This is a genomic window from Kitasatospora sp. NPDC088391 (genome assembly GCF_044753345.1).
Taxonomy (GTDB): Bacteria; Actinomycetota; Actinomycetes; order Streptomycetales; family Streptomycetaceae; genus Kitasatospora.
In genome coordinates, this window is sequence record NZ_JBIVNB010000003.1 from 502,339 (window position 1) to 515,494 (window position 13,156).

General features: G+C 73.4%; 11 protein-coding genes, 1 tRNA gene and 1 riboswitch. Of the genes, 4 read left to right on the top strand and 8 right to left on the bottom strand.

Features of this window, described 5'->3' with window-relative positions; translation table 11 throughout:
* Positions 1-78: 78 nt before the first annotated feature.
* The 4 genes from ACIQBJ_RS10910 to ACIQBJ_RS10925 form a co-directional block, all read right to left on the bottom strand.
* On the bottom strand, positions 79-1,056 hold the full coding sequence (locus tag ACIQBJ_RS10910; RefSeq protein WP_400707068.1) for a DUF5926 family protein: 978 nt from the start codon (positions 1,054-1,056) through the stop codon (positions 79-81).
* Positions 1,057-1,123: 67 nt separating this feature from the next.
* Positions 1,124-1,570 (bottom strand): ATP-binding protein, encoded by a 447-nt coding sequence (locus ACIQBJ_RS10915; RefSeq protein WP_400707071.1) that lies wholly within the window; start codon positions 1,568-1,570, stop codon positions 1,124-1,126.
* A 420-nt stretch (positions 1,571-1,990) separates the two neighbouring features.
* Positions 1,991-2,803 (bottom strand): glycerophosphodiester phosphodiesterase, encoded by an 813-nt coding sequence (locus tag ACIQBJ_RS10920; protein WP_400707074.1) that lies wholly within the window; start codon positions 2,801-2,803, stop codon positions 1,991-1,993.
* 156 nt (positions 2,804-2,959) lie between these two features.
* Positions 2,960-3,625, bottom strand: a complete 666-nt coding sequence (locus ACIQBJ_RS10925; RefSeq protein WP_400707077.1) for a TetR/AcrR family transcriptional regulator — start codon at positions 3,623-3,625, stop codon at positions 2,960-2,962.
* Positions 3,626-3,788: 163 nt separating this feature from the next.
* Between ACIQBJ_RS10925 and ACIQBJ_RS10930 the strand changes: the two genes are divergently transcribed.
* Positions 3,789-4,877: a medium chain dehydrogenase/reductase family protein gene (locus ACIQBJ_RS10930; RefSeq protein WP_400707080.1), complete on the top strand. Its 1,089-nt coding sequence runs from the start codon at positions 3,789-3,791 to the stop codon at positions 4,875-4,877.
* Between the two features lie 74 nt (positions 4,878-4,951).
* Here the strand turns inward: ACIQBJ_RS10930 and ACIQBJ_RS10935 are convergent, their stop codons facing one another.
* On the bottom strand, positions 4,952-6,352 hold the full coding sequence (locus ACIQBJ_RS10935; protein ID WP_400707083.1) for a purine-cytosine permease family protein: 1,401 nt from the start codon (positions 6,350-6,352) through the stop codon (positions 4,952-4,954).
* Positions 6,343-6,494, bottom strand: a riboswitch (TPP riboswitch). Its footprint overlaps the gene before it by 10 nt.
* Positions 6,495-6,738: 244 nt before the next feature.
* On the opposite strand from ACIQBJ_RS10935, the gene ACIQBJ_RS10940 reads away from it, so the two are divergent.
* On the top strand, positions 6,739-8,442 hold the full coding sequence (locus ACIQBJ_RS10940; protein ID WP_400707086.1) for a S1C family serine protease: 1,704 nt from the start codon (positions 6,739-6,741) through the stop codon (positions 8,440-8,442).
* A 64-nt stretch (positions 8,443-8,506) separates the two neighbouring features.
* Positions 8,507-8,595 (top strand) — tRNA-Ser (locus ACIQBJ_RS10945).
* A gap of 150 nt (positions 8,596-8,745) precedes the next feature.
* On the opposite strand, the gene ACIQBJ_RS10950 is transcribed toward ACIQBJ_RS10945, so the two are convergent.
* The 3 genes from ACIQBJ_RS10950 to ACIQBJ_RS10960 form a co-directional block, all read right to left on the bottom strand.
* On the bottom strand, positions 8,746-9,324 hold the full coding sequence (locus tag ACIQBJ_RS10950) for an NUDIX hydrolase (protein ID WP_400707089.1): 579 nt from the start codon (positions 9,322-9,324) through the stop codon (positions 8,746-8,748).
* Positions 9,325-9,329: 5 nt separating this feature from the next.
* Complete coding sequence (locus ACIQBJ_RS10955) at positions 9,330-10,862, bottom strand: hypothetical protein (RefSeq protein ID WP_400707092.1); 1,533 nt, start codon at positions 10,860-10,862, stop codon at positions 9,330-9,332.
* Between the two features lie 98 nt (positions 10,863-10,960).
* Positions 10,961-11,191, bottom strand: a complete 231-nt coding sequence (locus tag ACIQBJ_RS10960) for a hypothetical protein (RefSeq protein ID WP_400707095.1) — start codon at positions 11,189-11,191, stop codon at positions 10,961-10,963.
* A gap of 165 nt (positions 11,192-11,356) precedes the next feature.
* Between ACIQBJ_RS10960 and ACIQBJ_RS10965 the strand changes: the two genes are divergently transcribed.
* Positions 11,357-12,721 (top strand): FAD-binding oxidoreductase, encoded by a 1,365-nt coding sequence (locus tag ACIQBJ_RS10965; protein ID WP_400707098.1) that lies wholly within the window; start codon positions 11,357-11,359, stop codon positions 12,719-12,721.
* Positions 12,722-13,156 lie beyond the last annotated feature (435 nt).

Genomic DNA, 13,156 nt, shown 5'->3' on the forward strand with positions numbered 1-13,156 from the left:
AATGTGACGCGGATCACTTCCCGGAACGCTTCCCGGAGCCCGCCGGAACGCTTTCCGGCCGGTTCCGGCGGATTCCGGTCAGTTCAGGGTGATCTGACGGCTCACCAGGTTCGCCCGGGCCCGGCGCTCCTCCGCGGTCAGCGGCGCGGGCGCGGCCAGCACCTCGGCCAGCTTCGCGGCGAACTCCGCGGCCGGCTTCTCCACCTCGGCGGCGGCCATGTCCACCGGCAGGTCCCAGACCGGCACCGTCAGGCCGTGCGCCCGGAACGAGCCCACCAGCTTGGTGCCCTCGCCCAGCGAGCTCTCGCCGGCCGCCGACAGCCGGGCCAGCGCGTCCAGCAGCTGCTCCTCGGGGACGGTCATCACCCAGCGCAGGTGGTTCTTGTCCGGGGTGCCGCACCAGTACGCCGAGTGCACCCCGGCCAGCTTCTCGGTCGGGATCGCGGAGGCGTTCGCCCGCTCCAGCGAGGCCGCCACCTCGCCGGTCGCCGACTCGGCGTCCTCCAGCCAGAACTCGAAGCCGGTGAACACCTCGGGCACGAACTCGGCCGTGGTGTCGAGCAGTTCCTGCAGGCGGCGGCCGTTCGGCACGGTCCGGCGGGCCGGCACCGGGGTGCCCGGCTCGGTGGCCAGCGCCAGCTCCAGCGCGTCCGCCAGGTCACGGCTCAGGTCGCCCGAGGAGGACTGGGTCTGCAGGCCCAGCAGGATCGAGCCGTCGGCCCGCCGCAGCGCCGGCCAGGCCAGCGGCAGCACCGTCGCCAGCGTCACCGACGGCACCTCGCCGACGGCCTCGTCGGCCACGCCCGCCGCCAGTGTCAGCGGCACCGTGGCGGCCGGCACCAGCTCGCGCAGCGCCACCCAGTCCGCCTCGCCCGGCAGGCCGTCGAACGGCCGGTGCACCAACTCCTGCACCGCGTGCGCCGCCTGGCGGCCGTGACACGCCTTGTACCGGCGGCCCGAACCGCACGGGCACGCCTCGCGCGCCCCGACGACCGGGACCTCGCCCTCGACGGCGGTGGACTGGCTGGGCTGCTTCTTCGCGGCCTTCTTGGCCATGCTGCGGCTCTCCCGGGGAGGTCGGACGGGTTGCACCCGGCAGCCTACTTCGCCCGCGCCGCCCCGCTCAGGCGCTCCGCCGCCGCCCGCCGCCCACGACCTGCCCGAACGCCGGCAGCTCCGCCCACACCGTCACCTGACCGGGTGCGTGCCGCACGCCCCAGTCCCGCGCCAGCTGCCCGACGATGTTCAACCCCCGCCCGCCGTGCGCCGTCACCGACGGCCCGGCCGGCACCGGACGGGTGCTCGCCCCGCCGTCGGTCACCTCCAGGGTCAGCAGGCCGTCGCCGCGCATCCGCCAACTCACCAGCACCGTACCGGGATCGTCCTCCCCGCCGGTGTCCCTGCCGGTGTCCCCGCCCGCGTCCCGGTCGGCGTCCCGGTCGGCGTCCCGGTCCGCGGGGCCGTCCGCAGGGCCGTGGCCGTCGGGCTCGTCCACGAGGTGCAGCGGCCTGGCGTGCCGACAGGAATTGCTGAGCAGTTCGGAGAGGATCAACACCGCGTCGTCAATCACCGGATCAGGTATGGCGCGGTCGCCGAGATCACGGCGCAGCCTCCGTCGTGCCGCCGAAACACTGGCCGGACCGTGCGGAACGGCCATGGCCGATGAGGACGACCCGGCCTGAACTGGCACAGCTCGTGCCACCATCAACGCCACCCCCGGACCTCCTTCAGGCTTCTGCCGAGGGATGGATGCCCGCAGGTAATGCGTCGGAAACGGACGTTCGACGATCCGATCGCGGCATTAACGGCATCCGCAACGGCATCACCATCGGCATCCGCAACGGCATCCGCACGGACCGGGGGCAAAAGGTGAGGTGTCTCTCACGTTCTGTTGTGGTGATCCATGGGAAAGGGCGCCCGGAAATACCCCGTTCGGTATTCCTGCGGCGCGATTGGGCACCGGGGGTGGCTGCCGGGGGCGGGCGCCGGGTCAGCGGCCGAGCTGGGCCAGGACGTCGGCCGGGCGGTTGGTGATCAGGGCCTCCACGCCCAGTTCCAGGCAGAGTTCGACGTCCTCGGGGCGGTCGACCGTCCAGACGTGCACCCGGTGCCCGGCCCGGCGCAGCGCCGTCACCAGGCCCGGGTCGCGGCGCACCAGGTCCATGCCCGGGCCGGCGACGGCGGCGCCGCCGGGCAGCGCGCGGGTACGGCCGAGGATCGGCACCCGGCGCTCCCACAGGTACACCCGGGGCAGCGCCGGGGCGGCCCGCCGGACCCGGTGCAGGGCCAGCTCGGAGAAGCTCATCACCCGCACCGTCGACTCCTCCGGGGAGGCCGGCAGCAGGTTGAACCGGCCCAGCACCCGCAGCAGTTCGGACTCCACCCGGCCCGCGTAGCGCACCGGGTGCTTGGTCTCGATCGCCAGCTCCACCCGCCGCCCGGCGTCCGCGACCAGCTCCAGCAGCCGCTCCAGGGTGAGGACCGGGCTGGGCTCCGGCTGCTCCGGGTGCTTCCACGAGCCGAAGTCCAGCCGGGAGAGCTGGGCCAGCGTCATGGCCGACACCACGCCCTGCCCGTCCGAGGTCCGGTGCACTGTGCGGTCGTGCACGCACACCAACTGCCCGTCGGCGGTGACCCGGACGTCGCACTCCAGCCCGTCCGCGCCCTCCTCCAGGGCCCGCAGGTACGCCTGCTCGGTGTGCTCCGGCAGGGCCGCCGAGGAGCCCCGGTGGGCGATCACCTTCACCGCGGAACGGTCGATCGGGGCATTCGGCGCGGTCGCGGCGCTGTGCTGGGTGTCCACGCCGCCCACCCTACGAGGGCCGGGATGTCGCCCGGCTTCCGGCACGGCGACGCCCGGGTGAACACCTGGCCCGGCGGTGTGTTCCGGCGGTGTGTTCCGGCGATGTGTTCTGGCGGTGTGTTCCGGCAGGGCGGCCCCGTGGTGTGCTCCGGCGGGTCAGCCGCGGGTGAGGGACTCGGCCTCGGCGGTGTAGAGCAGCTCCGGGTCCAGGCCCATGCCGGTGAAGTGGCCGGCCAGTTCGAGCGAGAGCACGCCGTGCAGCCTGGTCCAGAACGCCAGGGCCCGGCGCAGCTCCAGGGAGGTCGCCCGGCGCGAACCGGCCCACTCGTTCCGCCCGCCCAGGTGGGAGTAGAGCCGGGCGTCGGCCCGCCCGGGGTCGACCGGCGGCTGCTGGTGCCGGGCGGCGGCCTCCAGCAGGGCGGACATGGTGGCGGCGGCGAGCTCGGTGGTCTCCGGCGGGGCGTGATAGCCCGGGACGGGGGTGCCGTACAGCAGGAAGTAGCGCTGTGGATCGGCCAGCGCCCACGCCCGCAGCGCCCGCGCCAGCTCGGGCAGGTCCCCGCCCTGCTCGGCCCGCTCGCCCAGCGCCTCGGCCAGGCTGCGGTAACCGTCGGTGATCAGCGCGGTGATCAGCTCGTCCCGGTTGGCGAAGTACCGGTAGAGGGCGGGGCCGCTCACCCCCATCCGCTTGGCGATCGCGTTCAGCGAGAGCGCGGAGGCGCCCGCCTCGGCGATCTGGGTGCGGGCGTGCTGCTTGATCTCCTCGCGGACCTGGGCGCGGTAGCGCTCCCGCGGGGTGCCGGTCTCCGTCTCCATGGTCATGGGGTGCCTCTCGCTGCCGTTCTGGCGTCACGCATCCGTCAGATGCCCTCACTTTCGTTAGAACCTATCACTGTTGCTGTTGACTCTCACGGAAGCGCGATGCTAGAACTTGAAGAGTTAGAGGGTCTAACAAAAGCGATAGCTTCTATCGAAGGGAAGCCCCATGAACCACCGTGACAACCACAACCACAACCGCGACCGCGACCACAACCGCGACCGCGACCACGACGGCCGCCTCGTCGAGATCGTCCTCCCCGGCCTCGTCGAACCGGAGGGCCTCCAGGTGCGCCGCTCCGCCGTCCCCACCCCCGGACCGGGCCAGGTGCTGGTCGCCGTCGAGGCCACCGGCGTCTCCTTCGCCGAGCAGCAGATGCGCCGCGGCCGCTACTACGACCAGCCGCCGTTCCCGTTCGTCCCGGGCTACGACCTGGTCGGCCGGATCACCGCCACCGGCCCGGGCACCGACCCCGCCCTGGCGGGGCGCCGGATCGCCGCGCTCACCAAGACCGGCGGCTGGGCCAGCCACGTCCTGCTCGACCCGGCCGACACCGTGCCCGTCCCGGACGGCCTCGACCCGGCCGAGGCGGAGACCGCCGTCGTCAACGGCATCACCGCCCACCAGATGCTGCACCGCCACGCCCGGGTCCGCGCCGGACAGACCGTCCTGGTGCACGGCGCGGGCGGCGGCGTCGGCCAGCTCCTCGCCCAACTCGCCCGCGCCGCCGGCGCCGAGGTGATCGGCACCGCCTCCCCGCGCCACCACGACACGCTGCGCGCCCTCGGCGTCACCCCCGTCGACTACCGCACCGGCGACGTCCCCGCCCAGGTCCGCCGCCTCGCCCCCGGCGGGGTGGACGCCGTCTTCGACCACGTCGGCCTGCGCAGCGTGGTCGACTCCTGGGGCCTGCTCGCCCCCCGCGGCACCCTGGTCGCCTACGGCAGCGCCGCGACCCGCGACGACACCGGCTCCAAGCAGTGGCCGGTGCTCAAGATCCTGGCCCGCACCTGGTGGTGGAACACCGTGCCGAACGGCCGCCGCGCCCACTTCTACAACATCTGGGCGGGCCGGGCGCTGGGCCGCGACCGCTTCCGGTCCCGGCTGCGCGCCGACCTCACCGCCGTCCTGGACGCCGTCCGGCGCGGCGAGATCACCGCGCCACTGGCCGCCCGCCTCCCGCTCACCGACGCCGCCGAGGCACTGCGCCTCGCCGAGTCCGGCACCGTCACCGGCAAGATCGTGCTGATCCCCTGAAACCCCGGGCCCGTCCGTCTGCCGTCCGCCGGCCCCGTCCGTCCGCCGGCCCCGTCCGTCCGCCGGCCCCGGCCTCAGCCCTTCCGGCCGACGCCCCCGCTGCTCCCGCCGTTCCCGCTGCTCGCGCCGCCCGCCAGCGCCGTCACCGCGAGGGTGACCAGCGCCGCGACCAGGAACGAGAACAGCGAGGCCGAGCTCCACGCCTGCGGGGTGAAGTGCACCGCCTGCTGCAGGTCCTCCCAGCGGCCGGTCCACCAGTCGCCGATCTTCGACGGCGCCAGGAACTGGTACACCGCGAAGCCGACCGCCCACGGCAGCAGCATCACCCAGCGCGCGGGCGCGTCCTGTGACAGGTCCCAGCCGCGTCGGCCCGCGCCGAGGAAGTAGTCCACCGCCAGCACCGCGAACAGCGGCACGAACACCGACCCGATCAGGCCGAGGAACCCGTAGTACGAGTCGGTGAACTCCTTGATCTGCAGCGCCAGCACCGTCACCAGCACGCCGATGCCGCCGGTCAGCACCCGCCGGTCGGCCCGCGGCCACAGGTTGTGGATCGACATCGCGGTCGAGTACACGTTGGCGAACGACTGGTCCGACTCGCGCAGCACCAGCACCAGCAGGAACGCCCAGCCCGCGGCCACCCCGGTGAACGACTCGAAGATCCGGTTCGCGTCGCCGCCCGACTGCAGCAGCGCCACCACGCCCAGCACGTAGCACCACACCTGGGCCACCGTGTAGCCGGAGAACGTCCCCCAGAACGCCTTCGCCGAGCTGCGCGCGTGCCGGGTGTAGTCCGCGGCCAGCGGGACGAAGGAGATCGACACCGCGATCACCGCGTCCGTCGCGGCCAGGAAGCCGTCCCAGTTGCCCGCGCCCGGGTCCGGGAAGCCCTGCCGGGCGAACTGGACGGTGAAGTACACCATCGCCACGCCGACCGCGACCGCCACGTACTTGCGCAGCACCGCGATCGCGCCCAGCGGCCAGATCGTCAGCACCGTGGTCAGCGCGCCCGCCAGCAGCACGAACAGCCAGCGCCAGCCCTCGGTGCCGGTCACCGTCTGGGCACCCCAGGCGATCACCGTCAGCTCGTACACGCCCCAGCCGACGCACTGCAGGATGTTCAGCACCGTCGGCACGTACGACAGCCGGGTGCCGAACAGTCCGCGCAGCACCGCCATCGCCGGCGCGCCGGTGCGGGCGCCCACCAGGGCGGCCACCGCCAGCATCGCGGTGCCGATCGCGGTGCCCGCCACGATCGCGGTCACCGCGGCCGTGAAGCCCAGCTCGTGACCCTGTTCGCCCAGCACCGTCGCGGCACTGGTGAACCCGATCAGGCTCACCCCGAGGTTCGCCCAGAGCGCGAACAGCGCCCGGAAGTCGAGGGTGCGCGGCGGGGCCGTGTCGAGGGTCAGCGGGGCCTCGGCGCGCGCCTCGGCACCATGATCGGAAATTTGGGCAGACGGAACAGCCGACATGGCCGATACTCCCTACGCCGGCATTACCCGGACAGGTTCCGGCGGTCAGCGCCCCCTCGCCCGTGGTGGCGTCACAACCATGGCCTACGGTCGAACCGGCGCACTCTCAGCCTGGCTGGTCCAAGCTCCCGCGACGTTCTTCGGTTTACAGGAGCGAAAGGCTAGCCCCCGGACGGGGGAACGCCAAGGCCGGGGGGTCGGACGTCCGCATCGCGGGACCACCTGTGTGCATGTCAGAGCGGCCTAAGGCTTCTCATGATTTCTTCAGGGGCCCGCTTACGGTGTCCGAATCCGGCATAGGAAAAACTGTGCTCCGAGGTTGCGACCGCGCCGGACGCGCCGCCGCGGTCCGCAGTCCAAGGTCTTGTCAGCGATGGAGGTCGTCCGTGAGCACCGAGCACGCGAGTGGTACCACCCCGCCGGAGAAGGGCCCCGAGCCCGCCGGCACCGAGGCGGTGGCTGCCGGCTCCGGTACGCCCGCACCGGCTCCCGCCTACCTCGACGCCCCGCCGCCGGTCGTCCCGGTCTCCCCGCCCGCGCCCGCACCCGCCGTGCCGGCGGCTCCTGCCGCTCCCGCTGCTGCCGCCGCTCCGCGTCCGGACGAGACCATCCAGCTCGGCAAGGTGCCCTCGGCCCCGCTCGACGCCCCGCCGCCGTTCCAGAACCCGTACGGCACCCCGAACGCCCCGACCAACCCGTTCGCGGCCCCGACCGCCGCCGCCCCGGGCCACGACGCCCCGACGGCCGTCGCCCCGGCGGTGCCCGCCGCCCCGGTCCCGTACGCCCAGGACGGCGGCCCGGCCGCGCCCGGCGGTTACGGTGCGCCCGAGCAGCCGCACCACCCGTTCGGCGCAGGCCACCCGGTCGGCGGCTGGGGCAACCCGTCCGGCTTCGAACCGACCGGCGGCGCGGGCGGCCCGGGCGCGCCCTGGGGCGCCCCGCAGCCGGGGGCGGGCGGTTCCGGCAACGGCAAGCGCGGCAAGCTGATCGGACTGGTCGCGGCCGTCGCGCTGGTCGCGGGCCTGATCGGCGGGGCGATCGGCGCGTCCGTGACGGACCGCAACGACACCTCCAGCGCCGGGTCCAGCCACAACAGCACCACCGTCACGGTCGGCAACACCCACCAGAACCTGGACCGGGCCCCGGAGTCCGTCGCCGGGATCGCGGCCAAGGCGCTGCCGTCCACCGTCACCATCAAGGCCCAGGGCTCCAGCGAGTCCGGCACCGGCACCGGGTTCGTCTTCGACACCGAGGGCCACATCCTGACCAACAACCACGTGGTCGCGCCGGCCGCCAACGGCGGCAAGCTCACCGTCAAGTTCTCCGACGGCTCCGCGTACGACGCCTCGGTGGTCGGCCGGGCCGAGGGCTACGACGTCGCGGTGATCAAGCTCGACAAGCCCCCGACGGGCAAGCTCAACCCGCTGCCGCTCGGCGACTCCGACAAGGTCGCGATCGGCGACGCCACCATCGCCATCGGCGCCCCGTACGGCCTCGAAGGCACCGTCACCACCGGCATCATCTCCGCCAAGGACCGCCCGGTCGCCTCCGGCGACGAGACCGGCGCGCAGGCCTCCTACATGAACGCCCTGCAGACCGACGCCTCGATCAACCCGGGCAACTCCGGCGGCCCGCTGCTGGACGCCTCCGGCTCGGTGATCGGCATCAACTCGGCGATCCAGTCCAACACCAGCGGCAACGGCCGGGCCGGCTCCATCGGCCTCGGCTTCGCCATCCCGATCAACCAGGCCAAGTGGGTCGCCCAGACCCTGATCAAGGACGGCACCCCGGTCTACGCGATCCTCGGCGTCCTGCGCAACGACGACTACCGCGGCGACGGCGCCCAGATCGCCACCGCCGCCGTCCGCGACACCCCGGCCGTCACCCCGAACGGCCCCGCCGACCAGGCCGGCCTCAAGGCTGGCGACGTCATCACCAAGCTCGGCGGCATCGCCATCGACAGCGGCCCGACCCTGGTCAGCGAGATCTGGACCCACAAGCCCGGCGAGAAGGTCGAGGTCGAGTACACCCGCGACGGCAAGCCCGCCAAGACCACCGTCACCCTCGGCGAACGCAAGGGCGACAACTGACAGTCCCCCACCCGAAACGGTGTGCACCGAACCCGCCCCGACCCGTTAGGCTGACCCCCACCGAGGAGGGTTGCCCGAGCGGCCTAAGGGAACAGTCTTGAAAACTGTCGTGGCCTCTGGTCACCGTGGGTTCAAATCCCACACCCTCCGCCACCTGGTGGGGTGAACCACCAGCCCAGGGCGGGTACCGGCGTCACGTCGGTACCCGCCCTGGGTCGTTTGCTCCCGACGGTCCTTCAGTACCTCTGCCGGGTCGGCTCCGGAGACGGTCGTGGCCCGGTTCGAGGGCTTTCGGCGGGGTGTTCAGGGCAGGTGCCGGTGGGCCTGGGCGAGGGTGAGGGCGGCGAGGGTCATGCCGTCATCGAGGGCGCCGGTGGCGATCCAGTGCCAGAGTTCGGGGAGGGGGAGCCAGCGGGTTTCGGTGACTTCGTCCGGGGCGAGGGGGCTGCTGGGGGTGGTGGTGGGGACGAGGGCTCGGACGATGGCGACTTCGGCGGCGAGCAGGCCGGAGTCGGGGGTCATGGTGCCGAGGAGGTGGAACTCGGCGTCGGGGATGCCGAGTTCCTCGTGGAGTTCGGTGCGGGCGGTGAGCAGCGGGTCGGTGCCGTGGGAGAAGCCGCGGGGCAGCGCCCACTGGGGGCGGCCGAGGGGGTAGCGGTAGGTGCGGACCAGGCCGATGGTGTCGCCGTGGACGGGCAGGATCACCACGCCCAGACCCTCGTCGCGGTGACGGATCTTCAGGTAGGTGCCGGGCGTCCCGCTGGGGAAGACGACCTCGTCGTCGTACACGTCGACGAAGCGGTTGCGGTAGGCGAGTACTTCCCGGGTGCGCCGGACGGCGTCCGGGTGCTCCGCGTGTTCCGGGGTTCCGGTGTCCGCCATGCCGTTCAGCCCCTCACGTCGACGACCTGTCCCAGGGCGCAGGCCAGCCGGCGGGCGAGGAGGCGGCGGACCGCGCTGTCCTTGCCCTTGCGGTAGAGGACGCTGCCGACCGCGCCGACCGCCATCGCCGGGTAGCCGACGAGGCCGGGCAGCTTCCACACCTCGGAGGCCATCGCCGGGCCGACGGCGCCCGCCGCGGTCAGGACCAGCTCGATCGCCAGGCCGCCCGCCGGGGCGATGTCGGCCCGGTTGCCGAGGATAGCGGCCACCCGGGCCAGGTGGGCGTCCAACGCCTTGCGGGCCGAGGCCGGGTCCTGGGCCGCGCGCAGTTCCTCGACGCCTTTCCAGAACGGGGACTTGGCGCTGCGGCCGCGTTCGGCCCGGGCGGTCAGGAGGGTGGTGATCGCGTCGGCGGCGTCCGTGTGCAGGGCGGTCATCCGGGCGTGCACCGTGTCCTCGGAGAGGCCGCCCGCCGCGTCCACCCGGACTTCGAACAGCGGTGGTGCGCCGGCCTGCCGGGCCGGTTCGGGGCGGGGGTCGGCGGGGCGGGTCCGGGCCCGGTAGTGGGCGAGGGCGAGTTCCTTGGCGATGCCGCGGCCGGACAGGTGGTGGCGGGACGGGCCGGTGGCGGTGCTGAGGGTGGAGTCGGCGACACCGATCGAGTCCGCGACGATCAGGTTGTAGAGGGTGTCGACGAACTCGACCAGCAGGTCGAGGAGTTCGGGTCCGCGGACGATCTCCGCCGGGCTCCGTCCGGCGGCGTCGCCGGGCCAGGGCAGGGCGAGCCGGAGCCGGCTGCGGTCGTCGAAGGGCGCGGGGTTCCCGGCGCCGAGGCGGCGGATCGCGGTGGCCAGGGCCGCCCGCACCTCCCGGTACTGCTCGGAGTGGCCTGCGGGGTCCGGGAGTCGGGGGAGCGGTGCGGACTCGTCGGCCGCCGCCGTCACCAGTTCGCCCAGCCCCGCGCGCCGGACGCCGGGGCGGACGGCCGGGGCGGGGGCGACCCGGGGCACCCGCCGGAACTCGTCGTGGATCAGCGCGATCCCGTCGGCCCGCTCGGCGCCCAGCCACTCGGCGTTCAGCAGGCGGTCCAGGTCGGCGGCCTGCTGCCGGACCTCGCCCGGGTCGAGGCCGTACCGGGCGGGGTCGTTGAGTTCGGGCAGCAGGCTGCTCATGAACGGGCGGCTGCCGTCGGCGGTCCGGCCGAGCATCGCGGCCACCGCCTCCGGGTACGAGCGCACCCCGAACAGGTGGACCCGGAAGGGGTGTTCGCCCGCGGCGGCGGTCGACCGGGCCCGCAGGACGGTGGTCGCGACGCGCAGGAACCCCGGGGAGTCGAAGGCGTACGCCTGCGGGACGACCACCGCGCGGCCCAGCGCGAGCGTCATCAGCACCTCGGTGAAGATCTGCAGGTGCAGTTCCGCCGCGTACGTGTCGGCCGTGTCGGTCATGTCGGCAGAAGCGGTCGGGGCGCGGCCGGTGCGGGTCGAGTCCAGCGATTCCAGGTACTGGTACCGCGCGCCGCCGTCCACCGTGTCCACCCCCTGGTGCGAACCGTTCCGCCGAAGCGGGACGCTACCCTTGCCGCGCCGCGTCGGACAGTGGTTTTGCCGTGCGCAGGAGGGGAGTTGAGGGTGCGTCAGAAAAGGGTCGGCGGGACGTCCCGGTCGGACTGCCCGGGCAGGCCGGGGAGTGCGTCCTGCCACAGGGTGGCGTCGGTGAGCGGGAGTTGGCGCATGCTGCCGGAGCACAGCACGAGCGAGTGCCGCTCGCGCTTGTGGTCGTGGATGACGCCGTAGCCCGTCCGCCGGGTCGGCATGAGGGCGACCGGGCGCTCGCAGTCGGGGCACTGGACACGGGGTGCACGCATGGGACCAGGGTGCCCGAGCGGTCCGACAGCCGGACAGGGGGCGTCGCGGGCGGCCACCGGGCGGCCGGACGGCGGAGCGGCGGGCGGATCGGCGGACGGGGGCGCTTGCCCCGACGGGGGAGGGGGAGGAGAGTGCGGACGGGAACGACGGCTGGGAGGTCTGACGTGGGTGACTTGGTCGAGCGGCTGCGGGCCGGGCTTCCGGCGGGCGCGGTCGCGGTGGACGCGGACGTGACGGCCTCGTACGCCCGGGACATGGCGGGGTTCTGCCCGGCGGGCGACCCGGCGGTGCTGGTGTTCCCGGAGACGGTCGAGCAGGTGCAGTTCGTGCTGCGGACGGCGAGCGAGCTGCGGGTGCCGGTGGTGCCGCAGGGCGCGCGGACCGGGCTGTCCGGCGGGGCGAACGCCGTGGACGGCTGCGTGCTGCTGTCGCTGACCCGGATGGACCGGATCCTGTCGATCGACCCGGTGGACCGGATCGCGGTGGTGCAGCCGGGCGTGGTCAACGCCGAGCTGTCGCGCGCCGCCGAGGCCCTGGGCATGGCCTACCCGCCGGACCCGTCGAGCTGGGAGTCCTGCACCATCGGCGGGAACATCGGCACCGGCGCCGGCGGGCTCTGCTGCGTCAAGTACGGCACGACCAGCGAGTACGTGCTCGGCCTGGACGTGGTGCTGGCGGACGGCCGGCTGCTGCGGACGGGACGGCGCACGGCCAAGGGCGTCGCCGGGTACGACCTGACCAGGCTGCTGGTGGGCTCGGAGGGCACGCTCGGCGTGGTGGTGGAGGCGGTGCTGGCGCTCCGGCCCGCGCCGGGGCCGCAGCTGGTGCTGGCGGCGGAGTTCGACTCGGTGGACGCCGCCGGGCAGGCGGTGTGCGAGGTGATGGCGGCCGGGCACGCGCCCTCGCTGATGGAGCTGATGGACGCCACCACCGTCCGGGCGGTGAACGAGATGGCGCAGATGGGGCTGCCGGAGTCGACCCGGGCCCTGCTGCTGGTCGCCTTCGACGGGCCGGACCGGCGCGAGCGGCTGGCCGAGGTCGGTGCCCTGTGCACCGCCGCCGGGGCCACCGAGGTGGTGCCGGCCGAGGATCGCGCCGAGTCCGAACTGCTGCTCCAGGCAAGGCGCTTGGCGCTGCCCGCGCTGGAACGGACGGGCACCACGATGATCGACGACGTGGCGGTGCCGCGGACGGCGCTGGCCGCGATGCTGAACGGCGTCGCGGAGATCGCCGAACGGCACCGGCTGACCATCGGCGTGGTCGCGCACGCGGGCGACGGCAACACCCACCCCGTGGTGATCTTCGACGCCCGGGACGAGGACCAGACGGCCCGGGCCAGGGCCTCGTTCGACGAGATCATGGCGCTGGGCCTGGAACTGGGCGGGACGGTGACGGGGGAGCACGGCGTCGGCCTGCTCAAGCGCGAGTGGCTGGCCCGCGAGCTGGGCCCGGTGGGGCTGGAACTCCAGCGGCAGATCAAGGCGGCCTTCGACCCGCTGGGCATCCTCAACCCCGGCAAGGTGGTCTGAGCCCGGGCGCCGGGCAGCACCGCGTCCTGCCGGGTCCCGATATCGTCCGATCATCACAAGGTGATGATCGGGAAAATCGGTCGGGGATTTTCGGATCGTCACAGTATGCCGTTCCGATAGTGTGAGTATTTATTGCCGACAATTCCCGTGTCGACATTTGATGGTCACTCGACCCGCACAGGGCGTGGACGGACTGTTCGTGCGCCCCGGGGCTTGCGCGACTCGCCGGTGGACGGGGTCCGCGCGCCCGCCCGGACGGCTCAAGATCTGCCGCCGTCCGGGCTACATGGCAGTTCAGATGCGGTGTGTCTGTCGACGAACCGAATTGCCGCGAACTATGCGCGGCGGGGCCGCTGTCACGCTAATGGGGGAAAAGACTCAGTGGTGCTGGTGCTTTGTCGATTTGTTGCGGAAGTCTGTTCCTCGGCGTCGCAG